Origin of the sequence: Mycobacterium senriense, assembly GCF_019668465.1 — a bacterium.
In the GTDB taxonomy this organism is placed as follows: domain Bacteria; phylum Actinomycetota; class Actinomycetes; order Mycobacteriales; family Mycobacteriaceae; genus Mycobacterium; species Mycobacterium senriense.
The window spans coordinates 2,795,319-2,821,947 of record NZ_AP024828.1 but is presented as its reverse complement, the minus strand read 5'-3'; the positions used below and the strand labels follow the sequence as shown (position 1 = coordinate 2,821,947).

Sequence of the window (26,629 nt, the reverse complement as noted above, 5' to 3'; positions counted from 1 at the left end):
CTCAAGTGACGGCACCGGCCGTCTTGAGTTCGATGATGCGGTCCCAGTCGAGGCCGAGCTCCATCAGGATCTCGTCGGTCTGTTCTGCGAATCCGGGGGCCGGGCCGGTCTGAGGCGCTGCGACGTCGAACTGTACCGGGTTGGCCACCAGCTCGAGTCCGCCCGCCTTGACCATGTACTCGTTGGAGCGGATCTGCGCGTCGTCGGCCGCCTGCAGGGTGTCCTGCACGGGTGCCCACGGGCCGGAAAGCGTGGCGAAGCGCTCGCTCCACTCGGCCAGCGTGCGGGTGGCGATGGCCTTGGTCAGCAGCTCCACGGCGTCGGCCGTGTTGGCGGCGATGTTCTCCACCGTGTCGAAGCGCGGGTCATCGGCCAGCTCCGGCAGGTCGACATGGCGACACACGTCGGCCCAGAACTTGGTGGGCTGCATCATCACGAACGATATGTAGCGGCCGTCGGACGTCGTGTACAGCCCCACCAAGGGGTTATTGGGAGCGCCGTGCACGCCGGGCGGGGGCGATTCCATTCGCTGGTTCAGATGCTTTGTCAGCGCAACGGTATGGCCGAGCGACCACAGTCCGCTGCCCAGCAGCGACACATCGACGACGGACGGTTCGCCGGTGCGCTCGCGCTTGAGCAGCGCCGCCGCGATGCCACCGGCGAGGTTGGTACCTGAGATGGTGTCGCCGTACGCCGGTCCGGGTGGCGCGATCATGCCCGGCATGCCGGCGGGGGTGATGGTGGCGGCGGTTCCGGCGCGGCACCAGAACGCGGTCATGTCGTAGCCACCCTTGGTCGACTCCTCGCCGCGCGGGCCCAGAGCGCTGCCGCGCGCGTACACGATCCTGGGGTTGATCGCCCGGATGTCGTCCACGTCGATGCCGAACTTCTTGCGGTGGTCGGGCAGGAAACTGGTCAGGAAGACGTCGGCGCGACGGGCCAGCTCGTAGAGCACTTCCTTGCCCTCGGGCACCGACATGTCCAGCCCGATGCTGCGCTTGCCGCGGTTGGCGTGCTCGATGTTGGGGTTGGGATCGCCTTCAACCCGCAGCATCCCGGTCTGCCGCAGCCCGCGCTGGGGATCACCGGTCACCGCGTGCTCGACCTTGACCACGTCGGCGCCCCATTCGGCGAGCACGGCACCCGCCGACGGGACGAACCCGTACATGGCGACCTCGAGCACGCGGATGCCTTCGAGCGGCCTCATGCGCCGGCTCCTTTCGCTGAGGCGGCTGGGGCGGGCTCTGCCGTGTCCTGGGCAGGCATTCTGTACCCCCTAATGTGGTGGCGATCACGATAATTTCATTCTCTTCCCCGGCGAATCTTACATTCGAGTTTCGATAATTCAAGAAAGTCTCAGGAACCGGATCGAGGTGCTGACCAGGGCCGCAAATGGCCGTACGCTGTCGGCCTGGGCCTCTCCATGCAGGCTGGGCGCGGTGTTGGGCGCGTGTTGCATGCCGATCCGCGTGGAGAGTAAGGTTCTCATAATTGTAAGGGAGATTCTTTGTGACTGAAATGGCCCCCTTCGGAGTAGAGGCCTCGACATGAAGACCGCGGTAGTCACCGGTGCCGGGTCCGGCATCGGTCTCGCCGTCGCGCAACGCCTGCGTGCCGACGGCTTGAACGTCGCCTCTATCGACCTGCGTCCGTCCGAAGCCGACTTCGCTTTCACCGCCGACGTCACCGACAGGTCGCAGGTGGATGCGGCGCTGTCGGCCATCCGCGCCCAGCTCGGACCGGTGACGGTTCTGGTCAACGCCGCCGGCCTCGACGGGTTCAAGAAGTTCAACAACATCACCTTCGAGGACTGGCAACGGGTGATCGACGTCAACCTCAACGGCGTCTTCCATACCGTCCAGGCGGTGCTGCCGGACATGGTCGAGGCGGGGTGGGGACGCATCGTCAACATCTCGTCGTCGAGCACGCATTCCGGCGCGCCCTACATGAGCCACTACGTGGCGGCCAAGTCGGCGGTCAACGGCCTGACCAAGTCGCTCGCACTCGAGTACGGGCCCAAGGGCATCACGGTCAACGCGGTGCCGCCGGGCTTCATCGACACACCGATGCTGCGCGCGGCCGAGAAGAACGGCTTCCTCGGCGACATCGACGAGACCATCGCGCGGACCCCGGTGCGGCGGATGGGCACCCCCGAGGACATCGCGGCGGCATGCGCATTTCTGGTGTCCGAGGAAGCCGGCTACATCACCGGTCAGATCTTGGGCGTCAACGGCGGTCGAAACACCTGAGCGTGGCGATTCGTCCGCGATACCCGGCAACCAGTGTGAGAGGAGAAAGCCCGTGAAGGTCTGGGTGGATTCAGAACGGTGCCAGGGCCACACCCTGTGCGCGATGATCGCTCCGGAATCGTTCCAGCTCAGCGACATCGACGGCAGTTCGTCGGCGATCGACGAGGTGGTGCCCGCCGATCGCGAGGACCAGGTGCGCGAAGCCGCGCAGTCCTGCCCCGAGCAGGCCATCATGATCACCGACGACGCCTGAGCCGGCACCGGGTCCTTAGCCAGCGAAACACGTAGGGAGACTAGAGCGTTGAGTGTCGACGACGTCGTCAATGACAGCGACCGCAAAAAGAACCGGTACCACTTCGACCGGCATTCCTCCGAGTACCGGTCGAAATTCAAGGCGATCACCGAAGAGATGCACGCCAAGTGCCCCATGGCCTGGACGGAAACCTATGGCGGGCATTGGGTTGCGGCCGGCAGCCACGAGGTCTTCGAGCTGGCCCGCTGTCCTGTCGTCTCCAACGATCACGACATCCGCGGCGAACGTCGTGGCTACAAAGGCATTTCGATCCCCACGGCCAGGCGCGTCAGCGCCGTGCGCGGCGGGATCCTGGAGATGGACGACCCCGAGCACCGCATCTACCGAACCGTGCTCAACCCGTATCTGTCGCCGGCGGCGATCAAGCGCTGGGAACCGTTCATCGACGACGTGACGCGCGCCTGCCTGGACGAGAAGATCGAGAGCGGGCACATCGACTTCGTCGATGACCTGGCCAACATCGTGCCTGCCGTCTTCACGCTGGCAATGCTGGGCATCCCCCTGAAGAAGTGGAACATGTACAGCGAACCGGTACACGCCGCTGTGTACACGCCCGAGCACTCCCCCGACATCGAGCGGGTTACCGCGATGCACCGCGAGATGGGGCTCGACATGGTCAACAGCATGATCGAGATCCGCGAAAACCCGCGACCCGGAATCGTCAACGGCCTACTCGAGATGCGCATCGACGGCGAACCCGCCCCGGAGCTCGAAATTCTCGGGAACCTGGGCCTGGTCATCGGCGGCGGCTTCGACACCACGACAGCCCTGACCGCCCACTCGCTGGAATGGCTTTCGGAGCACCCGGAGCAACGACAGTTGCTCAGCGACGAGCGCAAGACCCTGCTCGACCCCGCGACCGAGGAGTTCCTGCGCTATTTCACCCCGGCGCCCGGGGATGGCAGGACCTTCTCCGACGACACCGAGCTCGACGGCACCCAGTTCAAAGAGGGTGAGCGGCTGTGGATTTCGTGGGCGATGGCCAACCGCGACCCCTCGGTGTTCCACGACCCGGACCAGATCATCCTCGACCGTAAGGGCAACCGGCACTTCAGCTTCGGGCTGGGTGTTCACCGGTGCATCGGCTCGAACGTGGCACGCACCGTGTTCAAATCCATGCTCACCGCGGTACTGGACCGCATGCCCGACTATCAGTGCGACCCGGAGGGCACCGTCCACTACGAGACCATCGGTGTCATCCAGGGCATGCGAAAGCTGCCGGCCACCTTCACGCCGGGCCGCAAGGCCGGGGCGGGTCTGGACGAGACGCTGGAGAAGCTACAACGCATCTGCGATGAGCAAGAACTCGCCAGGCCGATCACCGAACGCAAGGAAGCCGCCGTTATCGACTGAGCCGCGCATGATTTTTGCGAGTAGACCTGTTCAGCGTGACCGCGTCCTATATTTGAGGCAACGCGTAGGCAGATGGGAGACGGTCGGGTGAAGACTTTCGCAGCGAGCCTAGCGCTTGCCACGGCCGCGCTGACTGTCACGCCGAGCGCCCACGCGGACGGGAACATGCCGTATGCCAACTACCGGGTGGACACGAACCGGGATCCCGGCCACAGCTGGATTTGGTCGATTAACCCGTGCACCCCGCAAGCGCCGGGATGCTTGAGCGTGTACGCAACTCCGCAGCCCAACGGGCAAGCGGCGCCCTGGCGGGCAGACGCACATCTATCCAACGGCCGCTACACCTTGGCCGTTGATGATCCCTTCGGTGTGCGCTGCGTGGTCCAGTTCTTTCCCTCCCATGACGTTTACTCGTGGGATGCGGTGACGCTGGCCGGTCAGGTCGACTCGACGTTCGACACCGGCTGCGGTGGGGGACCCGGGGGCAGCAACAGTTGGCCGTTCTCGCTCATGCGATTCTAGCCGCGTGAGACGTACAGGAGTCAGTAAGCACGATGGCTGAGGCCAAGGAACCGCCGCAAGATTCGGCCACCTCGAAAGCCGAGGCGAGGGCATTGCTCGAGGAAGCCGAGGCCGAGGCCGCCGAGGCCGAAGCGCTGGCCGCCGCGGCGCGCGCCCGCGCTCGCGCGGCCCGCCTCCGGCGTGAAGCGCTGGCCCAGGCTGAGGCAGAGGCAGAGGCAGAGGCAGAGGCCGAAACCAAGCGCGAGACCGCCGAAGAGGTGCCGGTCGCCGACGACGATGGAACCGACACCGCCGAGTCGGAGACTGACGACGACACAGACGACGTCAGCGACACCGCCGAGGCAACCGCTGACGACGAGACACAGGCCGAAGAAGGCTCCGACGAAACCGCCGAAGAGGCAGAAGCGGAAGATGAGCCAACCCGCCCTCGGCGCCGCATGCGGCTGCCCTCGTGGTCGGTGGCATGGAAAGCGGCCGTCATCGTCCTCATCTGTGCCTTCGTCGCGGCCAGCGGATACATGATGTGGCAGCGTCACGAAACCGTCGAGCGCAACCAGCGCGCCGCGAACTTCATTGCGGGAGCCAGACAGGGTGTCGTCAACATGATCTCCATGGACTTCAATAAGGCCAAGGAGGACGTCCAGCGGGTGATCGACAGCTCGACCGGCCAGTTCCGGGACGACTTCCAGGCGCGTGCAAAAGATTTCACGACCGTCGTCGAGCAGTCCAAAGTGGTTACCCAGGGAACCGTGAATGCGGCGGCCGTGCAATCCATCAACGGGGATTACGCGTTGGTTCTCGTCGCGGCGACATCGCACATCACCAACGCCGCCGGCGCCAAAGACGAACCACGCAACTGGCGGCTCAAGGTGACCGTCAAAGATGATGGTGGGCAATACAAGATGTCCAACGTGGAGTTCATTCCATGAGCGAGGACAATCCCGGCATCGACGCGGTCGACGACTCTTCCACACAAACCGAACGCGTTGAAGGTAGCGAGCCCGCCAGGCGGCGCAGGGTGAAAGTCGTTCCCGTGATTCTGATTGTGCTGCTGCTGCTTTCCGGTGGCGCGGCGACGTGGCTGTACTTCAAGCAGTACCGGCCCGATAAACAGACCGACGCCGGCGTCGCGAGCGCGGTCGCCAATGCGGCGTCGGACGGGACGGTCGCGTTGCTGTCCTACTCGCCCGACTCGCTCGACAAAGACTTCGCCGCCGCCAAGACCCACCTGTCCGGGGACTTCTTGTCCTACTACAACCAGTTCACCGAACAGATCGTGGCCCCGGCGGCCAAGCAGAAGGCACTGAAAACCAACGCTCGGGTGTTGGGAGCCGCGGTCCAGGAGCTGCATCCGAATTCGGCCGTCGTGCTGGTGCTGGTCGACCAGAGCACCACGAGCAAGGACAACCCCGACCCCTCGATGGCCTCCAGCAGTGTGCTGGTGAGCCTGACCCGGGTCAACGGCGCCTGGCTGATCACCAAATTCGATCCTGTCTAGGCAGTTTCAGCCATCCGACCGTCGAGTGTGAACCCACGGCTTTGATTGTGAGCTGAGGGCGACGACACGCCGACGGCACCCGCCGTGGCGTCACGCTCGAGGCCGTAGATTCACACGCGACGCCGTGGCCCTCCGAAGGCCACCGCGAGCGCGCCCAAGGATTCATCAAGAATTCGCCTAGGTCGGCATTCGATCCTTTTCTCACGCAGCTGGATCGCTGGCAGCTGAGAGGAGGAATCGCCATGTCGCTTCTGGGCAACCACATATCTTTGATCCACGGTTGGGTGCCGATCACGGCCCAGATCGTCACGCCGATCATGCTGGGGCTCGCTGCCGGGTGGCGGTCGCGTCGCTGGCGCCTGCTGTGGCTGCCGGCCGCCGCCGTCGCCGGAGTCATGACGGCCATCGGGGCGCATTCCTGCATCGCCGACGGCGCCAGCAAGTCGGCACCGGACGCGCTGTACGTGTGGATCGCGCTGGTCGGCATGGCCACGGCGGTGCTGATCCTGGGTTGGCGCGGTGCGGGGTGGTGGCGGCGTGCACTGTCGATCGTGGCGGTGCCGCTGTGCCTGCTCTGCTCGCTGCTCGTGCTCAACCAATGGGTCGGCTATTTCCAGACCGTGCAGGGCGCGTGGGAGCAGATCACCTCCGCTCGGCTGCCGAACCAGACCGACAAGGCCGCCGTGATTGCGTTGGCGGCGAAGGGAACCAAGCCCGCGAACGGCAGCCTGGTATCGGTGCAGACTCCCGACGACGCGTCGCATTTCAAGCACCGCGAGGAAATCGTCTACCTGCCGCCGGCGTGGTTTGCGAGTTCCCCGCCGCCGCAGCTGCCGACGGTGATGATGATCGGTGGCATGGTCAACACGCCCGCCGACTGGGTGCGCGCCGGCAACGCCGTACAGACTGCCGACGCCTTTGCGGCGGCGCACGGCGGCAATGCACCGGTGCTGGTTTTCGTGGACCCGACCGGGGCGTTCGACAATGACACCGAAGGCGTCAACGGAACCCGCGGCAACGCGGCCGACCATCTGACGAAAGACGTTGTGCCCTATATGGTCTCGAACTTCGGGGTCAGCCCGGACCCGTCCCACTGGGGCGTCGTCGGCTGGTCGATGGGCGGGACGACCGCAGTGGATCTCACCGTCATGCACCCCGACATGTTCAGCTCGTTCGTCGACATCGAGGGCGACCTGACCCCCAACACCGGAACCAAGGCACAAACCATCGCCAACCTTTTCGACGGCGACGCCGACGCGTGGGCGAGATTCGATCCGACTACGGTGATCAACCGCCACGGCCGCTACACCGGCGTATCCGGTTGGTTCGCGATCACCTCTGGTGGTTCGCCGACGCCGCATCGCAATGTCACGATTGTCGATAACGCCGCGCTGTCTGTCGCAAGCCGAAATGCTGCCTCTGACCCTGGTAATCAGGCTGCGGCCGCCGCTTCCCTGTGCCAGCTCGGCCGGGTGAACGCCATCGACTGCGCGGTGGTCGCCCAGCCCGGGAAGCACGACTGGCCGACTGCCGGCACGGTGTTTGCCACGGCATTGCCGTGGCTGGCAGGCCAGCTGGGCACTCCGGGCGTGGCCCGGATGCCGTTGGCCGGCAATGTCTGTCAGCTAGCGCTGTGACCGCGCTAGCCGCGCGGCAGGCCGAGCACCCGCTGGGCGATGATGTTGCGCTGGATCTCGGAGGTACCGCCGGCGATGGTCCCCGAGAAGCTGCGGGCGTAACGCTCGAACCAGCTGGCGAAGTAGTGGTCGAGGTTCATGTGCGCATACGGCCCCGTGAGCCCGGGGTGCACGAGCCCCTCGGATCCCGCGGACGTCAAGGCCAGTTCCATGCCACGCAACTCCGCTTCGGAGCCGAGCAGCTTGAGCACCGAGATCGCGGCCACGTCATCCTCGCCGCGCGCGGCGCGGGCCAGGGCCGCCGAACCCAGCAGGCGCAGCGCCTGCTTGTCCATGATCGTGCTCGCGTATTGGTCTCGCTCGACCTCGGTGCTGGGATGGAAGTCGTCGATCATGTTCTCGAGGCGATCGGCGAAACCCAGCCACATCATGGTGCGTTCATGCCCCAGCGATCCGTTGGCCACCCGCCAACCCTGGTCGAGCTCGCCGACCAGGTTCTCGGCCGGCACCCGCACGTCGGTGAAGAAGACCTCGTTGAAATCCAGATCGTCGACACCGCAGATCGACGGGAACGGCCGGCGCACCAGACCCGGGGTATCGGTGGGGATGATGAGCGCGCTGATTCCCTTGTGCTTCGGCGCATCTGGATTGGTACGGACGAACGTCAACAAGACGTCGGCGTCGTGGGCACCCGAGGTCCACACCTTCTGGCCGTTGACGACGAAGTGATCGCCGTCGCGCACCGCACGGGTCCGCAGCGACGCCAGATCCGAGCCCGCGCTGGGTTCGCTCATCCCGAGTGACGCGGTGATCTCCGCCCGCAGGATCGGCACCGCCCAGCGCCGCTTCTGTTCGTCGCTGCCGAACGACAACAGCGACGCCCCAACGATGTTCACGCCCTGCGGGTTGAAGCTGTGGTAAATCCGGCGGCGGCTGAGTTCCTCGAGGTAGACGAACTGCTGAATGACCGTCGCGTTGCGGCCCCCGAATTCCGGTGGCTGGCTGGGTAGTAGCCAGCCGTTGTCGAACAACAACCGCTGCCAGTCGCGCGCCCACTGCGGCATGTGCGAGACCGACCGGGGCCGCTCGAGCGTTCCGCTTGCGGGGGGCAAGTTTTCGTCGAGGAACGCCGAGAACTCGGCACGGAACTCCTCGACGTCGGAATCAAAAGTCAGCTGCACGGTATTCCTCCGCGATCCGCGCCCGGTGCTCCGCCGCGCCGCCGAGTATCAGCTCACCCGCTTTTGCTCGTTTCAGCGCGAACTGCAGGTCATTCTCCCACGTGAATCCCATTGCGCCATGCAGCTGTAGGCCGTGCCGGAATACCAGCGACTGGCATTCCCCTGCCGATGCCTTGGCCATCGCGGCGGCCAGCCGGCGGCGGGGATCGTCGGCCGCGATCGTCAGCGCGGCGAAGTATGCAAGGGCGCGGGCTCGTTCCACCGCGACGTGCATGTCGGCGGCCTTGTGCTGGACGGCCTGGAAGGAACCGATCGCGACGCCGAATTGCTGACGGCTTTTGACGTGCTCGAGCACCAGGTCGAGGATGCGTTGGCAGGCGCCGACCATCGTGATGGCCATGCCGGTCAGCGCGGAATGATGGGCGCGCTCGGCGTTGACCGTAAGCCGCTCGCTGTCGGGTACCCGAACGTCCGCGAACGACAGGTCGGCGACGTGCAGCACCGGGTCGAACACCGCCGCGCGCCGGGCCGACACCTGACTGGACTCGACGAGGAACACGCCCGCATCGGTCACCACGGCCAGCCGATCCGCGCGATCGCCGTCGAGCACATGGCGGGCCGTGCCGTCCAGCACCCAACCCTCGGCGTCGCGGTGCGCCGCGATCCCGCCGTAGACCGCGGTGCCCGATTGGTGCGGGTCGAACCGGTCGCCGGCCAGCGGGGCGAACTGGCTCATCGTCGCCAGGAACGGGGTGGGGTCGGTGGCGCGGCCGAGCTCCTCGAGCACGATGGCCAGCTCGACGGCGCTGTCCGCATCGCTGAGCTCGGTCCAGCCCTGGTCTACATACGATTTCCACAGCGGGCTCGGGTCGACGCCCCCTTCGGCCACGCTGCGCACCAGCGACGGCGGGCACTGCTTCGCGACGGCGTCGCGCACGGTGTCCTGCCACAGTCGCTGATCAGCATCGAACTCCAACAGCATCCGCGCCGCCTCTCGTCGTGACTGTCAGGCGAGAATAACATTCTCGGTTGCGGAAGTAGTAATCTCGGATTCCGGGCACGGGTTATCAATGCGGGCCATCCCCGCCGAGCGCACCCTCGACGAGGCCATCGGCGGCGTTGTCCCAACGGTCGAGGTTCACGAACTCGGCAAGCGGGCGACGGCGCAGCGGCCCGTGATTGCCCTTCGGCCACCCGACCACGATGTGGCCCGCGACCATCCAGCCCTCCGGTATGCCGACGGCTTCCCTCAGCAGCTGTTCACCGCCATACGAGGCCCAGCTGGTCAGACAGGCGCCGAGTCCCTGGGCGCGCGCCGCCAGCAGGAAGTTCTGCATTGCGGGAAAGATCGAGCCGCCCAGCAGGAGCTCCGACGCGGTCGGGTAGTGCGCCTGGGCGAACAGCACCGAGGTGAATTCACCGGCCCGGTCGTGCAATTCATACGTCGCACGGTAGGTACGGGCGCGGCGGCTGGTGTCGTCGACGGCAGGCCGGCTCATGCCGTAGACCGGCTCGATCACTTCCAGCGCGTGGGCCGCGGCCTTGGCCACCACGGCCCGCTGCTCAGGCGAGCGCAACACCACGAAACGCCAGCCCTGCGCGTTCGCACCCGAGGGGGCCCACCTGGCCGCCTCGAGGCAGCGCGCCAGAGTTGCATCGTCCACCGGTTCGTCGGTAAAGCGCCGGATCGTTCGGGCCGTCGACATCACTTCCCAGATGTCCGCGCTCGCTCCGCTCACTGCTTCTCCTCAACGTCTAGGGGTGCCGCCGGCCCGCGCCGTGAGCTCGTATTCCCAAGCTCTGCAGGGTGATTGGGCGTCGGCTACATTTCAGCATTCTCGCCGACGGAACGATGACACAAGCGGGCAGACCCATCTGAAACTCGACTGTAGACGCCGCGGAGCGGCGATGATGCAAGACTGCGCTCAGGCAATCGGAACCTCGGCAGCGCGCACCTACGACAACATCGCGGCCGCTGCCCCGAACTGAAGGGGAAAACATTGGATCGCGAAACCTACCAGCGGGGGCTGCAAATCCGCTCCGAGGTGCTGGGCGAGGAGTACGTCAGCCGCGCATTGGCCAACGCGGACGACTTCACCGGACCCCTGCAAGACCTCGTCACCGAATACTGCTGGGGCGCCGTGTGGGGCCGCGAGGAACTACCGCGAAAAACCCGCAGCATGCTCAACCTGGCGATGATCTCAGCGCTCAACCGGCCCAACGAATTACGCACCCACGTCAAGGCGGCGCTGACCAACGGTGTCACCCGTGAGGAAATCCGCGAGGTCTTCCTGCAGGTGGCCATCTACGCCGGTGTGCCGGCCGCCGTCGACAGCTTTCGCATCGCAAACGAGGCGTTCGCCGAATTGGACCGGGGCTAGGGCGCAGCGTGGACGTCGGGTTCATCGGGCTGGGAAACATGGGCTTTCCCATGGCATGTCGCCTCATTGGTGAAAAACATGATGTCGTCGCCTTCGACACGCGCGGCGAGGCCCTCGAGCGCGTCGTCGCCCTGGGAGCACGCTCGGCGTCATCGCCCAAAGAGGTCGCAGATCGCGCCGACACGGTGCTGGCCAGCCTGCCCACACCGGGCGCGTCACTCGAGGTGGCCACCGGTCCGGCGGGAGTAATCGAAGGTGCACGGGTGAAGCGCTACGTCGACTTGTCCACTGTCGGTAGCCAAATGGCGATGCAGATCCACGGCCTGCTGGCCCAGCGCAATATCGTGGCGATGGACAGCCCGGTCAGCGGCGGCCTCGGCGGGGCCGAGAACGGCACTCTTGCGCTGATGGTGTCCGGCCCGCGCCACGAATTCGACGCCGTGCGAACCGCGCTCGAAGCACTGGGCCGGCCGGTGTATGTCGGCGACAAGCCCGGCTCGGCGCAGACGATGAAGCTGGCGAACAACATTTTGGCGGCAAATGTGCTGACCGCGACCGCGGAAGTCGTCGTGATGGGCGTCAAAGCCGGCCTAAATCCCGGCGTGATGATCGAGGTGCTGAATGCGGGATCGGGTGCGACGAGCGCGAGCCGCGACAAGTTCCCCCGCGCGATCCTGCCGCGCACCTTCGACTACGGCTTTGCCACCGGGCTGATGCTCAAAGATGTGCGCCTTTATCTCGATGAAGCCAGAGCGCTTGGTGTGCCCGCCGAGGTTGCCGAGACTGTCGGCCGGCTGTGGGAGGCGCTCGCCCGCGCCGAAAAAGGGCCCGACTCCGATTTCACGACGGTGATCAAACCGTTCGAGCGGGCCGCCGGCGTCACGGTGGGCGGGTCTTCGGAGTAGCCCTCGGAGGCCGGCCGTCGCGGTGACGAACGGCCCGGATCGCATCGTTTCGCGGCTTGGAGAATGGTATTATCCGGAAAGAAGAACCCGACTTGCTCATAGGATCGCAAAATGCCCGCTACCAGGGATTATGATTAAACGAAATGCTTACCGGAAACCCGTTGATGGACCGCCGAGGAAAATGTTAGATTGGCTATCATATGACCTCGCACGGCTGGCCGCGGCCGCCGGAGCCGAAGGGTGGCGCTCGTGATCACACACGCTGATGGAACCAGCACGCCGTTGATCGACGCGAGCGTGCACATCTTCTTCCCGTCCAACAAAGCGCTGCGAAAGACTTTGCGTGAGCCGTTCAAGAGCCGCGGCTTTCCGGATTACGAGATGGACTGGTACGGCGCCCCCGGCGGTGAGTACGCGCCCAACACCGAGGGCCCCGACCGCCAATACCCCGGTTCCGACCCGGATTTCGTTGCCAATGAACTTTTTTCGAAGCGCGGCGTCGATGTTGCGGTCCTGCACCCGATGGCGCGCGGCATCATGCCGGACCGGCACCTGGGCAGCGCGCTGCACGCCGCGCACAACGAGATGATGGTGTCGAATTGGCTGGAGTCCAGCCAATTCGGCGAGCGGTTCCGCGGCACCATCCGGGTCAACCCCGACGACATCCCGGGCGCGCTGCGCGAGATCGAGAGATGGCGCGCGCATCCGCGGGTGGTCCAGATCGGCGTGCCGCTGCAGTCCCGCGATCTCTACGGAAAACCGCAGTTCTGGCCGATCTGGGAGGCCGCCGTCGACGCCGGGCTTCCCGTCGCCGCGCACATCGAAGTCGGGTCGGGCATCGCGTTTCCGCCGACGCCGAACGGGAACACCCGTACCTACGAGCAGTACGTCAGCTTCATGGCGCTGAACTACCTGTATCACCAGATGAACATGATCGCCGAGGGAGTATTCGAGCGATTCGACGGCCTCAAGTTCGTATGGGGCGATGGCGCCGCCGACTTCATCACGCCGTTCATCTGGCGGATGGACACCTTCGGCCGACCGCACCTGGAGCAGACACCATGGGCTCCGCGAATTCCCAGCGACTATCTGCCCGGTCACGTGTATTTCGTTCAGGGCAGTCTCGACGGGCCCGGCGACGTCGAGTTCGCCGGCGAATGGTTCGGCTTCACCGGTAAAGACGACATGGTGATGTTCGGCTCGAGCTATCCACACTGGCAGTGCGGTGATGTCACGAAGTTGCCCAGCGCGTTGTCCGCCGAGCAGCGCGAGAAGCTGTGCTGGCGCAACGCGGCGCAGCTCTACGGCATAGACATTCCCGCCGGGGTGGGCGCAGAGTAGAAGTATCGCGACGGACTGAGGAGAGCCAGATGACGTTGACCCATTCGCAGGAGCGGGTTCCCGCTACCGAGCGCATAGCCGTCCGCTGCGTCGACTCGGATGTTCACCCGGCGCCCAAGCGCGGAGAGCTACTCCCGTACATCCCCGAGCCGTGGCGCAGCAAGTACTTCCTCACTCGCTCCGTTGGCGAGCAGATCTACTACGACGCCCCGGACTACGCACACTCCTACGCCATGCGCGTGGACTCCTTCCCCGCCAACGGCGAGTTCCCGTGCAGCGACCCGGATTTGGCGTTCCGTCAGCTGATCATGGAGGCCGGCTCCGACATCGCTATCCTGGAACCCGCGGCCTACCCGGCACGCATTCCCGAAGCACAGCATGCGATGTCGGCCGCGCTGAACGACTGGCAGGCCAATCACTGGCTGGACAGCCACAACAACTGGCACGAACGGTGGCGCGGGTCGATCTGTATCGCGATCGAGGAGTCGGAAGAGTCGGTGCGCGAGATCGAACGCTGGGCCGGACACCCCTTCATGGCACAGATTCTGATCAAGGCCGAGCCGCGGCCGTCCTGGGGCCACCCGAAGTACGACCCGATCTGGGCGGCCGCCACCAAGCACGACATCACCGTGAGCTGCCACCTGTCACGCAGCCAGTTCGATGAGCTGCCGATCCCGCCGGTCGGGTTCCCCAGCTACAACCACGACTTCATGGTGACCTACTCCCTGCTGGCGGCCAACCAGGTGATGAGCCTGATCTTCGACGGTGTCTTCGACCGGTTCCCGACGCTGCGGATCGTCTTCGTCGAGCACGCATTCAGCTGGATCCTGCCGCTGATGTGGCGCATGGACGCGATCTACGACGCACGCAAGTCGTGGCTCGACATCAAGCGCAAGCCAAGCGAGTACGTCAAGGACCACATCAAGTTCACCACCCAGCCGCTGGACTATCCGGAGGACAAGACCGAACTGACCCGCGCGCTGGAATGGATGGAGTGCGAGAAGATCCTGCTGTTCTCCTCGGACTACCCGCACTGGACGTTCGACGACCCGCGCTGGTTGGTCAAGCACCTGCCCAAGCACGCCCGCGACGCGGTCATGTACAAGAACGGCATCGCGACCTATCACCTGCCCGAGACCGTTCCGGTACTCGAGGGTCAGACCCGGGTGCTCTGAGTTGACGGAGGAAACCAAGCGGCCCGAGCCACGTCTCGCCCAGGGCCGCGAGCATGTAGTCGCAACCGTAGACGAGATCCCGCCGGGCACACACAAACTGGTACCGATCGGACGGCACGGCGTCGGCGTCTACAATGTCAACGGCACCTTCTACGCCATCGCGAACTACTGCCCGCACCAAGGCGGGCCGCTGTGTTCGGGACGAGCCCGGGGACGCACGATCGTCGACGAGACCGCGCCGGGTGACTCCGTCATGGTGCGCGACCTGGAATACATCTACTGTCCTTGGCACCAATGGGGTTTCGAGCTGGCGACGGGTACCACCGCGGTCAAGCCCGAATGGAGTATCCGTACCTATCCGGTGCGCGTCGTCGGCAATGACGTTTTGGTTCAGGCCTAACTACAGGAGAATCGGGTGCCTTCTATCGAGATCAACGGGGGAAACGTCGTCTACGAAATCCTCGGTGACTCTGGCGATCTCATTGCCCTGACGCCGGGCGGCCGGTTCAGCAAGGAGATCCCCGGCCTGCGTCCGCTGGCCGATGCCCTGGCCGACGGTGGCTACCGGGTGCTGCTGTGGGACCGGCCCAACTGTGGCGCCTCCGATGTGCAATTCTACGGGCAGAGCGAGTCACACATGCGCGCCGAGACGCTGCACAAGCTGGTGACCGGCCTGGGCTTCGAGCGCTGCATTCTGGCCGGAGGGTCTGGCGGGGCAAGGGATTCCATGCTGACCACGATGCTCTACCCCGAGATGGTCACCAAGCTCGTGGTGTGGAACATCGTCGGCGGCATCTACGGCACCTTCGTGCTCGGCTCCTTCTACATCGTTCCCAGCATTCTCGCGGTGCGCGGCACCGGCATGGACGGCGTGGTGAAGGTGGCCGAATGGCGCGAGCGCATCGAGGAGAACCCGAACAACAAGCAGCGGTTCCTCGACTTCGATAAGGATGCGTTCCTCAAGGTGATGCTGCGCTGGCTCAATGCCTTCGTCTCCAAGCCGGGCCAGACGATTCCGGGCGTCGAGGACGAGATGTTCGACCGGATCAAGGTCCCCACGTTGATCATTCGCGGCGGTGAGAACGACATGGACCACCCGAAGCGGACGTCGCTGGAGGTGAGCTGCCTGATCAAGGGATCAAAGCTCATCGACCCGCCCTGGCCCGAGGACGCCTGGGAGCGCGCGTCCGAAGACCGCGCCGCGGGCCGGGTGCAACACTTCAACATGTTCGACACCTGGGTGCAGGCGGCGCCCGCGATCCTTGACTTCCTGGGCTCGTAATGGTGCTACACGGTGCGAATGTGGACCTCACAGTTGAGCGACGCCTCCAGCGCCGTGTGTACCCGGCTTTCCGGAATCCGTTCGAGGTCGGACTCCCGCAGCGTCACATGGACGATGTCGAATCCGTCATCGCCGGGCGTGCGCTCGATGTCACCGGTCAACCCGAACGCAGACAGCACTCCGTGCGCGTCGTCGTCGGTGCCCCGGCTGACAAACGTGATCACGCCCGGAACAGGAGCACCCCCGAACGCGCTGGCGCACAATCCGATCGCCGTCTCTTTGGCCATGTCGCCGTCTTTGGCCGCAATGAGCAGTTCGACTTCGCGGCGGCTTGCGGGCATGGACTCGAGGTCGTTCTCGACCACTTCCGCGCCGGCCGTGGCCGCCAGTTCGAGGAGAGCCGCCATGCCGTCACGTAGTTGTGCGGGCGTGAGCACGCTGTCCGGGTCGACGTTGACACGCACCACCGCAGTCCGCATGTGCGCTAGCCTAACTAAGACGATGGCAGGCCAGCTTTGAACACCACCGAGTCCACAACCATCACTACCGCGACCTTCCCCGGTTGCACGCCGCGGCTGCTGAGTGAGCACACCGGCCAGGCCCGGGAAGATCTGGTGACCTATCGGAAGCTCGGCGGCTACCGCCCGCTTGCCAACCCCGACGAATTCCTGAGCGAAATCGACGCCAGCGGTCTGGTCGGGCGCGGCGGTGCGGCGTTTCCCCTCGCGGTGAAGCTGCGCACGGTGCGCGACAATGGCCGCTCGCTAGGTGTTCCCGTCGTCATCGCGAATGGTGAAGAGGGAGAACCGGCTTCGGTCAAGGACCGCTGGCTGCTGCGCAATCGTCCTCACCTGGTCCTGGACGGGCTGCGCCTCGCCGCGACGATCGTCGCCGCCGACCGCGCCTACATCTACGTGTCCGACCCCGAATCGGCGCACAGCGTCAAATCCGCGCTCGGCGAACTGGATCCCGACGCGCTCGGTGTCACGATCGACATGTTCACAGTGCAACCGGGATACGTCGCCGGCGAGGAAACCGCCGCGGTTCGGGCGATCAATGGCGGCCCGGCCAAGCCGACAGACAAACCGCCGCGGCCCTTCGAAGCGGGAGTCGACGACCGGCCCACCTTGGTGAGCAATGTCGAGACTTTGGCGAACCTGCCCTACCTGCAGGGCCACAGCTCGGCCGATTACCGGTCGCAAGGCACGGCGTTGTCACCCGGCACCTTCCTGGCCACCATCACCGGGGCCGGTAAGCCGCCGGCGCTCTACGAACTCCCCCACGGCCTGGCGTTCACCGAATTGCTTAGTTTGCATGGTGTTTCAGCCGACCAGGTGCGCGGTGCGTTGATGGGCGGCTACTTCGCCGGTCTGCTCAACCGCTCGGTGCTGGACCTAACCCTGGACCACGAGACGATGCGACGTGTCGGCAGCGGTTTGGGCTGCGGCGCGATTTCGGTCATCACCGACGACTGCCCCGTTGCGGTGGCGGCATCGGTGCTCGCGTACTTCGACCGCGAAAACGCCGGGCAATGCGGATCGTGCTTCAACGGAACGGCGGCGATGGCCGCGGCCGCCGGGGCGCTGCGCGACGGCGCCGCGACCACAGAGGATGTCGAACGGTTGCGCCGGTGGTCGGTGCTGCTGCGTGGACGCGGCGCGTGCGCCACGCTGGATGCCGCCACCAACATTGCCGCCAGCCTGCTCGATCAGTTCCCGGACGAAGTCGGTGCGCATCGCGACGGCACGTGTCCGGACTGCGCGCCCCGCGCGTTCCGCGCGGACCGTCCCTACGAGGCGGAAGCTGTGAGGCAAGCATGAAAATCCGTCTGGACCGCACCATTTGCGACGGCTTCGGCATCTGCGCCAAGCACGCTCCGGGATACTTCTCGCTGGACGACTGGGGGTACGCATCCCTCATCGGGGACGGCACGGTGGCCGAACGGGATCGCGACGCGGTCATGCGGGCGCTGCTCGACTGCCCGGTGCACGCCATCACCGAAATCGGTCAGCGCACCTCGCGCGCCTCTCAGCCGACACTCGCCGACACCGAGGATCCGGCCGAGCACCTCAAAACCGAAGAGAACGAGGCAGAGTGGGGATTTACGCGTTGAGCGGTCCTCGCCCGGACAAGTGATGCCATGCAACTCACCTTTGACAGCGACGTAGAGGCCTTTCGCGCGGAGTTCGTCGACTTCCTCACCGAACACCTGCCGACGCAGGCTCAAGCCGCGGAGCGTCCTTCGTCGACTTCGCACGTGCCCGAATGGTCACGCCGCTGGCAGCGGCTCCAGTTCGACCACGGGTGGCTACTGCCGGGCAACCCACCGGAATTCGGCGGCCGCAACGCAAACATCCTGCAGCAGTTCGTGCATCGCGAGGAGCTGTCACGGCGCCGGATCTATCACTGCTTCAATCCGCAAGGCGTCGGCATCATCGCGGCATCGCTGTTGTCCTTCGGCACCGAGGAGCAGAAGCGGCGTTGGGCCGTTCCGATCTTGCGAGCCGACAAGACCGCTTCGCTGGGCATGAGCGAACCCGGAGCCGGCTCCGACCTCGCCGGGCTGCGCACGAAGGCCGAGTTGGTGGGCGCTGAGTTCGTGGTCAATGGGCAGAAGGTATGGACCTCCGGCGCCCATGACGCCGATGTCATTCTGACCTTCGTTCGCACGGACCCGAACGCTCCCCGCCACAAGGGAATCAGCGCACTTCTCATCCCGACCGACGTTCCCGGGGTGGTGCGTCGTCCCTTCCCTTCGGTCTATGACTCAGACGAGCTGGACTTCAACGAGGTGTTCTTCAACGATGTCCGGGTGCCCGCGGATAACCTGGTCGGCCCGCTCAATGGCGGGTGGCAGGTCGCCAACGGCTCGCTCGGCCACGAGCGCACGCTGATGTGGATGGCCTTCGCGAACCGGCTCGAGCAACTCCTCGAGGACTACCGGCCGGTCGGCGAGGTGAACGCGGACCACTACGGCACCATCGTGATGGACTACTACGCATTACGACTGCTCGGGTCCGCCGCGCTGGGCCGAGCGGCCCGCGGTGAAGTAGACGTGGCCGCGTTGTCCGTGCTGAAGGTGTTCGGTTCCGAGGCCGAGCAGAGCGCGCTGCGGCACGCATTGGACGCGGCCGGGGTCGACGGATTAGCCGACAGAATGCTGACCGCCCCGTACAACCCTTACGCGCCTGACCTTTTCACCGCCAGCTGGTTCGCGCGCTACATCAGCAGCTATGCGGGCACCATCGCGGGCGGCACGTCGGAGATCCAGCGCAACATCATCGCCCAGCGTGTGCTTGGACTTCCGGCGCGCTGATCACAGAGCCGGACACAGCGACGACAGGAACTGCTGAGTCCGGCGTCGCGAGTCGGTCCGCTCACTGATGTCCTTGCCCAGCGGCACGATTCGCACGGCCAGGTCGGTGACACCCGCGTCCCGATAGCGGCGCAGCCGAGCCAGGACGGCCGTCTCGTCGCCGGCCGCCATGGTGTCGCCGACATCCTCGGCGTCACCGTGCTGCAGCAGCCGCACATAGTTCGGCGAGAAATCCGCGTGCCCCAACACCTCGCTGGCGTAGGCGCGAGCATCGTCGATCTCGCGGTCCGAGCAGAGCGCGACGGGAACGCCGGCGACGATCCGCGGCGCGGCCCGCCCGGCCCGCTTCGCCGCCGCGGTGATGCGGGGAACGACGTGGTCTCCGATCGCCCGCTCGTCCGCCATCCAGAGGATGGTGCCACCAGCCCGCCCGCCGGCGAGTTGCAGCATTGTCGGCCCGAGCGCCGATAACAGTACCGGCATCTCGAATGCGTCCGTGACATCGACCGGCGAATGGACGCAATAGTTTTCGTTGTCGACGTCGACAGTCCCCGGTCCCGCGAAGGACGCCTGGAGCACGGCGAGGTAGTCATCCATCAACCGCGCCGGGCGGTCGTAGGGCAAGCCCAGTTGCGAGTTGACAATCCAGTGATGCGAGGGCCCGATGCCGAGCGTGAACCGCCCGCCGCATGCCACCTGGGTGGTCAGCGCTTGTTGCGCCATGATCATCGGATGGCGAGTCTGGATCGGAACGACGGCCGTTCCGATCTCGATGCGATCGGTGGCCTGCCCGAGTAAAGCCACGGCGGTCATGGCGTCGAGGTAACCGGGGACCTGCGGCATCCAAAACGATGTGAACCCGTCGCCTTCGGCCGCGACACCGTCGTCGATCAGCCCGGCTAGCCGATCCGCGCGCGAGCGCTCCTTATCGGAGCCAACCATCAAGCCGATGCGCACGGAACCCGTCCCCTATGGCACATACCGATCCCACTCGTATGGAACGACCGCGAAAAATGGCGCGGCGAAAAGAGGTTTGATGTCCGACTCGGCCCAGCGGGCCTTAAGCACCGGGCGCAGCCGTTCGGCGCTGGCGATGGGATCGTCATCGAGGAAGCAGCAGGTGATCGTCTGGTTCGCTCGGGCACTGGCCAGGCTGGCATCGACCTGGCGCGACAACGCGGACCAGACACCGGCGACACCGTCGACCTCCACCAGCGGGTTCAACGACGCCGATCCCCGCTCGACCAACACGAACGCGCCCCGCACGGGCAGCCAGGGCAGCACGTCCGACCCGACCCTGACGCGCGGCGCGGCCGCTTTGCGTTGCACCTCGTAAACGCCGCGCTCGACCGGTGGCAGCAGCGGGAGTTTGCGGCCGGCATTGCCCAATGCCGTTGACAGCTCATTGAAATCCTGCAGTCCGGCCGTGTCGGTGAAGAAGTACGTCATCACGTGATCGACCGCGTCCAAGGGCCCCTCGCTGAGCGCGCGTGCGGCACGGCAGGCCGGTGTCGACACCAGGCGCAACGAGGCGCGCACCGCGGCCAGCCGGTGTTGCTCGGGGCGGTGGTCCATGCTGTGCCAGCGCAGGTACTCCGCGTCCTTCCCGTCGGGGTGGCGGATCGCCATGGAGACGAACAACGTGGTGATCTCGCCGCTCCCGGTGGCGAGAATCTCGGCGACCTCGTCCGACGGCGTGCCGGGAAGATGCATAGCGTCAGCCCTCAGGGTCTCGTCGATTCATGTTGGGGCAGCGGAATTTCGGGATGGCGGGCCGCGACCATGCGCCGGAAGCCCTCGCGCCAGGGCACCTTGGTGCGGCCGAGCACGTCGTGCATGCGGGTGACGTCCGGCCATAGCGGGGTGTGCGCCTGGGGCGTGTACTCGAAGATCGGCTCGACACCGACGAGCTCACCCATGAAGGTGCAGTACTCCTCGACGCTGACCGTCTCGCTGCCCGCCCAGTTCACCACCACGGGCGGCACCGCGGCGACTTCCAGCGCGCGGATGCCGAGCTCCACGTAGTCGTCTTCGTAGATGGGGTTGTAATGGTTCGGCTTGTCGGGATGCAGCCGAATGGGCTTGCCCGCCAACATCGCATCGAGACGGTCGGCGGGCGCACCGCCCTGGGGCCCATACGTCGAACAGATCCGGATGATGGTGAGCGGAACCTGGTAGCGCCTGGCGACCCAGGTGCACACCGCTTCCGCGGCAACCTTGGAGAAGCTGTAGTTCGCCCGCAACGGCGCCCCCGGCGGATCGGCCTCGGTCAGCGGTCGGCGGCCCTGGTAGGCGTAGATCGAGCCGGTGGAGCAGAAGACGAAACCCTTTGCGGCGCGGCAGTGGTGGAGCAATTCGCCCGAGTTCTGTGCGTTCGTTTCAACGCACCGGCTCCAGTCCTCGGTGCCCGGGTCTACGGCCGCATGAAAGACGTAGGTGAAATCGTCCGGGAGCGCTGAGAAGTCGCCGGCACTGACATCCAGCGCCACGGGCCTGATCCCGGCGTCCACCAGTTTTTGCCGGGCGGCCGGATCTTTCAGGCGCGCGGCGCCCCACACCTCGTTTCCCGCCGCCGCCAGAGCACGCGCGATCGGAAACGCGATCTTGCCCGTCGCCCCGGTGATCAGGATCTTCTCTGCGTCGAGCAACCAGCCCTCCGAGTGTTAAGTACTTGATACCGCGCTGGCGAGCATAACTCTTCGCCGACAGGAAACGCCACGACGACCCAGCCCGGTGTTGTGTCGCGCCGAATGGTTTCATCTGGTCGCGGCGGTAACGGCGGAATAAACTGACACCAGCCGGGGTCGCGATGGCCCCAACTGGGAGGCCCACCATGAGGTGGATTTTTGGTCGTCTGACCGCCGCCATTGCGGTCGCCTTCGTGGCGATGACTGTCGCGGTGATCGCGACGCCGGCAATCGGCTCGGCGCAGTGCGATCCCAACATGTCGTGGAATGTGTCGACGTTTGAATGCAAACCGCTGCCGGCGCCGCCGCCGTGGTACACCGCTCCGCCGGCATATGCGCCGTCATTCGTGGCACAGGATGTGCCACCGCCGCCACCGCCTCAGCCGTGGTGGTCACCGAACGCCCCGATGTGGAGTGCCGGCTTCCACCAATGGGGCGCCTATTTCGACGGCGTCTGGGTGCCGTACTGACGGCGGGCGTTTTTCCTGGCCTGAGATGCATCACGAGCACTGCCTACGCCGTCTAGATCGCCCCTGCTCGGGAGTGATAACGTAATTCTCCGATTCGTATAACGGGCCTACCAAACTGCTTTCGGGGCCGTTCGACTCGCGGAGGTGACGTGTCAGCAGCGCCGGGCCGCCCATTGCCCCAGGTCACGCAGGAGAACGAGTTTTTCTGGAAGTCCGGCGCCGACGGAAAGCTACGGCTGCAGGAATGCAGGGCCTGTGAATCGCTGATCCATCCACCCGCGCCGGTCTGCCGGTACTGCCGGTCCCGCGACATCGGAGTGCGGGCAGTTTCGGGCCGGGCGACGCTCGCCGGATTCACCGTCAACGAACGGTTCAGCCTGCCCGGACTGGCGGCGCCCTACGTAATTGCGCAAGTGGCGATCGCCGAGGACCCGCGGGTTCGGTTGACCACCAACATCGTCGAGTGCGAACCCGATCAGCTCGAACTCGGCGAACAGGTCGAGGTCGTCTTCGAGCAGGTCGAGGATGTGTGGTTTCCGCTGTTCAAGCCGCGTGCCGACGGGCAGTCCGGTCCCCTACCGGGTGATGAGATCGCGCCGGAACGGTTCGGCGAACACGTCCGGCCGATGCTGACCGCCGAAAAGTTCGAGGACAAGGTCGCGCTGACCGGGATCGGCGCGTCGCCGATCGGACGCCGGTTGATGCAGATGCCACTGGCGCTGACGGTGCAGGCGTGCGAAGCGGCCATCGCCGATGCCGGCCTGACCTACGCCGACATCGACGGCCTGTCCACCTACCCCGGCGCGATCAATGTCGGCGGCTTCGGGGAGGGCGGCACCACCGCCCTCGAGGGCGCACTCGGCATCCGGCCGACTTGGCACAACGGCGCGATGGAGACGTTCGGCCCCGGTGGCTCGGTGATCGCCGCGATGCTCGCGGTCGCCTGCGGGCTGGCGCGTCACGTGCTGTGCTTCCGCACGCTGTGGGAAGCCACCAACGGCGAGCTGATGAAGCAGGGCAAGATCACCCCGTCGATGGGCCGAATGTCGGGCTGGCAGATGCCATTCGGCGCGACGTCGGCGGCACACACGTTGGCGATGAACGCGCAGCGGCACTTTCACCGGTATGGCACCACCAAGGAAACGCTGGGCTGGATCGCGTTGAACCAGCGCGCCAACGCCGAACTCAACCCGACCGCCATCTATCGGACGCCGATGACGATGGACGACTACCTCAACGCGCGGCCCATCACCACACCGTTCGGACTGTACGACTGCGACGTGCCGTGCGACGGCGCCATCGCCGTCATCGTCTCGGCCGTCGACGCCGCCCGCGACCTGGCCAAGCCGCCGGTGCTGGTGGAAGCGGTGGGTACGCAGATCGTCGAGCGACTCGACTGGGACCAAAGCACTCTCACCCACGAACCCCAGGTACTGGGCCAGGCGGCACACGTGTGGACACGCACCTCGCTGCGGCCCGCCGACGTCGACGTCGCCGAGCTCTACGACGGCTTTTCCTTCAACTGCCTGTCCTGGATCGAGGCGCTGGGTTTCTGCGGTATCGGTGAGGCCAAGGAATTCCTGGACGGCGGCAAGAACATTGCGCGCGACGGCCTGTTGCCGCTCAATACCCACGGCGGCCAGCTTTCGCACGGCCGCACGCACGGCATGGGACTCCTGCACGAGGCGATCACCCAGCTTCGCGGCGAGGCCGGTGACCGCCAGGTCGCCGACGCTCGCGTCGGTGTGGTCAGTAGTGGCGGCCTCACCCCTAGCGGCGTGATCCTGCTGCGGGCCGACACATGAGTTCCGCTCCCCGTCCCCGGCTGGTGATCGTGGACGGGGTACCGATGTCGGCGTTGGTCGCCGAAGCCGAAGACCCCAAGGCCGTGATTGTGGCGATTCACGGGGGCGGTACCACCGCAATGTATTTCGACTGCCCGGGCCATCCGTCGTATTCCCTTGCCCGGACCGGCGCGGCAGCCGGATTCACCGTGGTGGCCCTGGATCGGCCCGGCTATGGCAGCTCGGCGCCCTATCCCGAAGCGATGGTCTCCGGTGAGCAGCGCGTCAACCTGGCTTACGGTGCTGTCGATCGCATCCTCGGCGAACGGCCGCGTGGCGCAGGCGTATTCGTGTGGGGCCATTCGGGCGGTTGCGAGCTGACGATACGGTTGGCCGCCGACGCCCGGGGTGCCGACCTGCTCGGCATCGAGCTCGCGGGCACCGGCCGCCACTACCACCCCGCGGCCAAGGAAATACTGAAAATGGCTACCCGCGAACGCCGCCCGTCGGGCATGCGCGAATTGCTCTGGAGCCCAGAGGAACTCTACCCGCCCAAGGTCCTCGGCGGAGCCACGGTTTCGCCGTCGGCTCCGTCTTACGAGGACCAGATGGTATCGGACTGGGCGCGACAGACCTTTCCGGAGCTGGCGCCCGCCGTGCGCGTCCCGGTGCACTTCAGCATCGCCGAGCACGAAAAGGTCTGGCAGACCGACGATGCGGCGGTGACCGAGATCGGCGCACTGTTCGCCGGGGCGCCGCGGTTCATCGTGCATCGACAACCGGGCGCCGCGCACAACATCAGCCTCAGCCACGCCGCCCCGGACTACCACTCGAAAGTTCTTGATTTCGTCCGGGAATGCGTGACTGAGCGTGCATCGAACACCGAATCCGATCTGGAGGCTGGGTGATGCGCGTCGGATTCATCGGCTTGGGCAGCCAGGGCGGACCCATGGCGCGGCGGATCGCCGAGGGCGGATACCCCACCACGCTGTGGGCGCGCAGACCGGAGGCCCTCGAAGCGTTCGCCGACACCCCGGCGAAAGTCGCCGGGTCTCCCGCCGAGCTGGCCGCGGCCAGTGATCTGGTGTGCCTCTGCGTGATCGGCGATGCCGACGTCGACGAACTCGCCTGCGGCGAAAACGGATTATTGACGACGATGCAAACCGGCAGCGTCATCGCCGTGCACAGCACGGTGCACCCGAACACCTGCCGCGAGCTTGCGAACAAGGCCGCCCCGCAGGGTGTTTCCGTCATCGACGCGCCGGTGAGCGGAGGCGGAGGCGCGGCGGCCGAGGGCCGGCTACTGGTGATGGTCGGCGGTGATACCGACGTCGTCGAACGCTGCCGTCCGGTCTTCGAAACCTATGCCGATCCGGTCGTTCACCTCGGCGAACTGGGTTCCGGACAAACCACGAAGCTGCTGAACAATCTGTTGTTCACCGCCAACCTGGCCACTGCGGCCGCCGCCCTGTCACTCGCCGGGGAGCTGGGCGTCGAGCCGGACCGTCTCACCGAGGTGGTTTCCCGCAGTAGTGGAAACAGCTTCGCGCTCAACGCCCTCGGCGGTATCGGCGGGCTGGATCGGTTGGCCGGTGTCGCGGGAGGCCTGCTGCAGAAGGATGTCCGGCTGGTGGTCGACCTCGCCGGCCGGGTCGGGGCGAACGGCGGGGCCGTGCTCGATGCGGCCGACGCGGCGCTGGCCCTGATGAAACGCCCCCGGTGAGGGTCGGATTCATCGGGGCGGGGCGGATGGGTCGCCCCATGGTGGGCCGTCTGGTGGCGGCCGGTCACGACGTCCACGCACTGGGCCGGACCGTCGAAAAGCGCCGCGAACTCGAGCAACTGGGCGCGCGGGCGGTCGACGAGGCGGCCAAGGCCGGTGCGGACGCCGATGTGGTGGCGCTCTGCGTGTTCACCGACCAACAACTGCGGGATGTCTGCCTGGACACCGCACTGCTGCCGAGCATGCCGGCCGGTTCGGTACTGGTGGTACACACCACCGCGAATCCGAACACCCTGGTCGCCATCGCCGAGCGCGCCACCGCGGTTGGCGTCGTTGACGCCGCGGTAAGCGGTGGGCCGCACGACATCGAGGCCGGCCGGCTCACGCTGTTCGTGGGCGGCGCCGACCAATCGGTTGACCGGGTGCGGCCATTGCTGGGCTGCTATGCAGATCCCGTCCTGCGCGTCGGGCCCACGGGTGCCGGCCAGAAGGTGAAGCTCGTCAACAATGCGCTGTTCGCCGCGCAGATCGGGCTGCTTGCGGAGTCAATTCGACTGGGAGAGCGGCTTGGCGTGCCGGAATCGACGTTGCTGACCGCCTTGCAGCACGGCAGCGCGGCCAGCCACGTGCTGAACCTCGTCGCGTCAGGCGGTTCCGTCGCGTCATTCATCGAGGTCGCCGGCGAGTTCGTCGGTAAAGATGTGGCCGTCGTCCGCGGTATCGCCGCGGAGCTGGGCGGCGGGCTGGGTGCGCTGGATGACGTCATGGAGAAGATCGACTTCGCGAAGAGGGTTTGAAATACCAGCGTTTTG

29 protein-coding genes are annotated in these 26,629 nt (G+C 65.9%); 21 read left to right on the top strand and 8 right to left on the bottom strand.

The genetic code is table 11. The annotated features are described in order from the left end of the window. Position 1: 1 nt before the first annotated feature. A complete protein-coding gene (locus MTY59_RS13610; RefSeq protein WP_221046094.1) occupies positions 2–1,207 on the bottom strand; it encodes a CaiB/BaiF CoA transferase family protein in 1,206 nt (401 codons plus the stop codon). A gap of 340 nt (positions 1,208–1,547) precedes the next feature. Here MTY59_RS13610 and MTY59_RS13605 point away from each other — a divergent pair, with 340 nt between their 5' ends. The 7 genes from MTY59_RS13605 to MTY59_RS13575 all read left to right on the top strand — a co-directional run bounded on the left by MTY59_RS13605 (position 1,548) and on the right by MTY59_RS13575 (position 7,572). Then, positions 1,548–2,249 carry an SDR family NAD(P)-dependent oxidoreductase gene (locus MTY59_RS13605; protein WP_221046093.1) on the top strand — a complete coding sequence of 234 codons (702 nt, stop codon included), beginning with the start codon at positions 1,548–1,550 and terminating at the stop codon, positions 2,247–2,249. A 52-nt stretch (positions 2,250–2,301) separates the two neighbouring features. Beyond that, positions 2,302–2,502: a ferredoxin gene (locus MTY59_RS13600; protein ID WP_008253744.1), complete on the top strand. Its 201-nt coding sequence runs from the start codon at positions 2,302–2,304 to the stop codon at positions 2,500–2,502. Between the two features lie 48 nt (positions 2,503–2,550). Next, the gene (locus MTY59_RS13595) at positions 2,551–3,915 is read left to right on the top strand and encodes a cytochrome P450 (RefSeq protein WP_221046092.1); all 1,365 of its coding nucleotides are present in this window, start codon (positions 2,551–2,553) and stop codon (positions 3,913–3,915) included. A gap of 72 nt (positions 3,916–3,987) precedes the next feature. Next, entirely contained in the window at positions 3,988–4,437 is a 450-nt protein-coding gene (locus tag MTY59_RS13590) for a hypothetical protein (protein WP_221046091.1), read from the top strand. A gap of 32 nt (positions 4,438–4,469) precedes the next feature. Beyond that, the gene (locus tag MTY59_RS13585; RefSeq protein WP_221046090.1) at positions 4,470–5,366 is read left to right on the top strand and encodes a hypothetical protein; all 897 of its coding nucleotides are present in this window, start codon (positions 4,470–4,472) and stop codon (positions 5,364–5,366) included. Next, positions 5,363–5,935 carry a hypothetical protein gene (locus MTY59_RS13580; protein ID WP_221046089.1) on the top strand — a complete coding sequence of 191 codons (573 nt, stop codon included), beginning with the start codon at positions 5,363–5,365 and terminating at the stop codon, positions 5,933–5,935. Before MTY59_RS13585 ends, MTY59_RS13580 begins: the two co-directional genes overlap by 4 nt. 242 nt (positions 5,936–6,177) lie before the next feature. Beyond that, positions 6,178–7,572 (top strand): alpha/beta hydrolase, encoded by a 1,395-nt coding sequence (locus MTY59_RS13575; protein WP_221046088.1) that lies wholly within the window; start codon positions 6,178–6,180, stop codon positions 7,570–7,572. A gap of 5 nt (positions 7,573–7,577) precedes the next feature. Here MTY59_RS13575 and MTY59_RS13570 read toward each other — a convergent pair whose 3' ends face one another. From MTY59_RS13570 to MTY59_RS13560, 3 genes are all read right to left on the bottom strand, one after another. Next, entirely contained in the window at positions 7,578–8,753 is a 1,176-nt protein-coding gene (locus MTY59_RS13570) for an acyl-CoA dehydrogenase family protein (protein WP_221046087.1), read from the bottom strand. Next, positions 8,737–9,735 (bottom strand): acyl-CoA dehydrogenase family protein, encoded by a 999-nt coding sequence (locus tag MTY59_RS13565; RefSeq protein WP_221046086.1) that lies wholly within the window; start codon positions 9,733–9,735, stop codon positions 8,737–8,739. Before MTY59_RS13565 ends, MTY59_RS13570 begins: the two co-directional genes overlap by 17 nt. Positions 9,736–9,820: 85 nt before the next feature. Further along, the gene (locus MTY59_RS13560) at positions 9,821–10,459 is read right to left on the bottom strand and encodes a nitroreductase family protein (protein ID WP_221046431.1); all 639 of its coding nucleotides are present in this window, start codon (positions 10,457–10,459) and stop codon (positions 9,821–9,823) included. 294 nt (positions 10,460–10,753) lie between these two features. Between MTY59_RS13560 and MTY59_RS13555 the strand changes: the two genes are divergently transcribed. From MTY59_RS13555 to MTY59_RS13530, 6 genes are all read left to right on the top strand, one after another. Next, on the top strand, positions 10,754–11,134 hold the full coding sequence (locus tag MTY59_RS13555) for a carboxymuconolactone decarboxylase family protein (protein ID WP_221046085.1): 381 nt from the start codon (positions 10,754–10,756) through the stop codon (positions 11,132–11,134). A gap of 8 nt (positions 11,135–11,142) precedes the next feature. Next, entirely contained in the window at positions 11,143–12,039 is an 897-nt protein-coding gene (locus tag MTY59_RS13550) for an NAD(P)-dependent oxidoreductase (RefSeq protein WP_221046084.1), read from the top strand. A gap of 249 nt (positions 12,040–12,288) precedes the next feature. Continuing rightward, on the top strand, positions 12,289–13,380 hold the full coding sequence (locus MTY59_RS13545; RefSeq protein WP_221046083.1) for an amidohydrolase family protein: 1,092 nt from the start codon (positions 12,289–12,291) through the stop codon (positions 13,378–13,380). A 29-nt stretch (positions 13,381–13,409) separates the two neighbouring features. Beyond that, entirely contained in the window at positions 13,410–14,555 is a 1,146-nt protein-coding gene (locus MTY59_RS13540) for an amidohydrolase family protein (RefSeq protein WP_221046082.1), read from the top strand. Between the two features lies 1 nt (position 14,556). After that, on the top strand, positions 14,557–14,955 hold the full coding sequence (locus tag MTY59_RS13535; RefSeq protein WP_064882584.1) for a Rieske (2Fe-2S) protein: 399 nt from the start codon (positions 14,557–14,559) through the stop codon (positions 14,953–14,955). Between the two features lie 15 nt (positions 14,956–14,970). Beyond that, positions 14,971–15,837, top strand: a complete 867-nt coding sequence (locus MTY59_RS13530; RefSeq protein ID WP_221046081.1) for an alpha/beta fold hydrolase — start codon at positions 14,971–14,973, stop codon at positions 15,835–15,837. A 5-nt stretch (positions 15,838–15,842) separates the two neighbouring features. On the opposite strand, the gene MTY59_RS13525 is transcribed toward MTY59_RS13530, so the two are convergent. Further along, positions 15,843–16,316 carry a hypothetical protein gene (locus MTY59_RS13525; RefSeq protein WP_221046080.1) on the bottom strand — a complete coding sequence of 158 codons (474 nt, stop codon included), beginning with the start codon at positions 16,314–16,316 and terminating at the stop codon, positions 15,843–15,845. A 36-nt stretch (positions 16,317–16,352) separates the two neighbouring features. On the opposite strand from MTY59_RS13525, the gene MTY59_RS13520 reads away from it, so the two are divergent. From MTY59_RS13520 to MTY59_RS13510, 3 genes are read left to right on the top strand one after another with little or no spacing between them, the layout of a single operon-like run. After that, entirely contained in the window at positions 16,353–17,657 is a 1,305-nt protein-coding gene (locus tag MTY59_RS13520; RefSeq protein WP_221046079.1) for an NADH-ubiquinone oxidoreductase-F iron-sulfur binding region domain-containing protein, read from the top strand. Then, the gene (locus MTY59_RS13515; RefSeq protein ID WP_221046078.1) at positions 17,654–17,950 is read left to right on the top strand and encodes a ferredoxin; all 297 of its coding nucleotides are present in this window, start codon (positions 17,654–17,656) and stop codon (positions 17,948–17,950) included. Before MTY59_RS13520 ends, MTY59_RS13515 begins: the two co-directional genes overlap by 4 nt. Positions 17,951–17,977: 27 nt before the next feature. Continuing rightward, positions 17,978–19,153 (top strand): acyl-CoA dehydrogenase family protein, encoded by a 1,176-nt coding sequence (locus tag MTY59_RS13510; protein ID WP_221046077.1) that lies wholly within the window; start codon positions 17,978–17,980, stop codon positions 19,151–19,153. Here the strand turns inward: MTY59_RS13510 and MTY59_RS13505 are convergent, their stop codons facing one another. Genes MTY59_RS13505 through MTY59_RS13495 form a run of 3 tightly spaced genes read right to left on the bottom strand, consistent with a single transcriptional unit; the run spans position 19,154 to position 21,801 of the window. Then, positions 19,154–20,110, bottom strand: coding sequence for an LLM class F420-dependent oxidoreductase (locus MTY59_RS13505; protein ID WP_221046076.1), 957 nt, complete (start codon positions 20,108–20,110; stop codon positions 19,154–19,156). It lies immediately after the preceding gene. A 12-nt stretch (positions 20,111–20,122) separates the two neighbouring features. Continuing rightward, positions 20,123–20,866, bottom strand: coding sequence for a hypothetical protein (locus MTY59_RS13500; protein ID WP_221046075.1), 744 nt, complete (start codon positions 20,864–20,866; stop codon positions 20,123–20,125). 11 nt (positions 20,867–20,877) lie between these two features. After that, positions 20,878–21,801, bottom strand: a complete 924-nt coding sequence (locus MTY59_RS13495; RefSeq protein WP_221046074.1) for an NAD-dependent epimerase/dehydratase family protein — start codon at positions 21,799–21,801, stop codon at positions 20,878–20,880. Between the two features lie 185 nt (positions 21,802–21,986). Here MTY59_RS13495 and MTY59_RS13490 point away from each other — a divergent pair, with 185 nt between their 5' ends. The 5 genes from MTY59_RS13490 to MTY59_RS13470 all read left to right on the top strand — a co-directional run bounded on the left by MTY59_RS13490 (position 21,987) and on the right by MTY59_RS13470 (position 26,614). After that, the gene (locus tag MTY59_RS13490; protein ID WP_221046073.1) at positions 21,987–22,310 is read left to right on the top strand and encodes a hypothetical protein; all 324 of its coding nucleotides are present in this window, start codon (positions 21,987–21,989) and stop codon (positions 22,308–22,310) included. 149 nt (positions 22,311–22,459) lie between these two features. Further along, positions 22,460–24,115 carry a thiolase C-terminal domain-containing protein gene (locus MTY59_RS13485; protein WP_221046072.1) on the top strand — a complete coding sequence of 552 codons (1,656 nt, stop codon included), beginning with the start codon at positions 22,460–22,462 and terminating at the stop codon, positions 24,113–24,115. After that, positions 24,112–25,002: an alpha/beta hydrolase gene (locus tag MTY59_RS13480; protein WP_221046071.1), complete on the top strand. Its 891-nt coding sequence runs from the start codon at positions 24,112–24,114 to the stop codon at positions 25,000–25,002. The genes MTY59_RS13485 and MTY59_RS13480 overlap by 4 nt, the downstream gene beginning before the upstream one ends. Further along, the gene (locus tag MTY59_RS13475; RefSeq protein ID WP_221046070.1) at positions 25,002–25,817 is read left to right on the top strand and encodes an NAD(P)-dependent oxidoreductase; all 816 of its coding nucleotides are present in this window, start codon (positions 25,002–25,004) and stop codon (positions 25,815–25,817) included. Before MTY59_RS13480 ends, MTY59_RS13475 begins: the two co-directional genes overlap by 1 nt. Then, entirely contained in the window at positions 25,814–26,614 is an 801-nt protein-coding gene (locus tag MTY59_RS13470) for an NAD(P)-dependent oxidoreductase (protein WP_221046069.1), read from the top strand. The genes MTY59_RS13475 and MTY59_RS13470 overlap by 4 nt, the downstream gene beginning before the upstream one ends. Positions 26,615–26,629: the final 15 nt, after the last annotated feature.

Coding starts and splice junctions, on each gene's coding strand:
- MTY59_RS13610 (WP_221046094.1), bottom strand. CDS start 1,207: ATGAGGCCGCTCGAAGGCATCCGCGTGCTCGAGGTCGCCATGTACGGG.
- MTY59_RS13605 (WP_221046093.1), top strand. CDS start 1,548: ATGAAGACCGCGGTAGTCACCGGTGCCGGGTCCGGCATCGGTCTCGCC.
- MTY59_RS13590 (WP_221046091.1), top strand. CDS start 3,988: ATGGGAGACGGTCGGGTGAAGACTTTCGCAGCGAGCCTAGCGCTTGCC.
- MTY59_RS13585 (WP_221046090.1), top strand. CDS start 4,470: ATGGCTGAGGCCAAGGAACCGCCGCAAGATTCGGCCACCTCGAAAGCC.
- MTY59_RS13580 (WP_221046089.1), top strand. CDS start 5,363: ATGAGCGAGGACAATCCCGGCATCGACGCGGTCGACGACTCTTCCACA.
- MTY59_RS13575 (WP_221046088.1), top strand. CDS start 6,178: ATGTCGCTTCTGGGCAACCACATATCTTTGATCCACGGTTGGGTGCCG.
- MTY59_RS13565 (WP_221046086.1), bottom strand. CDS start 9,735: ATGCTGTTGGAGTTCGATGCTGATCAGCGACTGTGGCAGGACACCGTG.
- MTY59_RS13560 (WP_221046431.1), bottom strand. CDS start 10,459: ATGTCGACGGCCCGAACGATCCGGCGCTTTACCGACGAACCGGTGGAC.
- MTY59_RS13540 (WP_221046082.1), top strand. CDS start 13,410: ATGACGTTGACCCATTCGCAGGAGCGGGTTCCCGCTACCGAGCGCATA.
- MTY59_RS13525 (WP_221046080.1), bottom strand. CDS start 16,316: ATGCGGACTGCGGTGGTGCGTGTCAACGTCGACCCGGACAGCGTGCTC.
- MTY59_RS13515 (WP_221046078.1), top strand. CDS start 17,654: ATGAAAATCCGTCTGGACCGCACCATTTGCGACGGCTTCGGCATCTGC.
- MTY59_RS13510 (WP_221046077.1), top strand. CDS start 17,978: ATGCAACTCACCTTTGACAGCGACGTAGAGGCCTTTCGCGCGGAGTTC.
- MTY59_RS13500 (WP_221046075.1), bottom strand. CDS start 20,866: ATGCATCTTCCCGGCACGCCGTCGGACGAGGTCGCCGAGATTCTCGCC.
- MTY59_RS13490 (WP_221046073.1), top strand. CDS start 21,987: ATGAGGTGGATTTTTGGTCGTCTGACCGCCGCCATTGCGGTCGCCTTC.
- MTY59_RS13480 (WP_221046071.1), top strand. CDS start 24,112: ATGAGTTCCGCTCCCCGTCCCCGGCTGGTGATCGTGGACGGGGTACCG.
- MTY59_RS13475 (WP_221046070.1), top strand. CDS start 25,002: ATGCGCGTCGGATTCATCGGCTTGGGCAGCCAGGGCGGACCCATGGCG.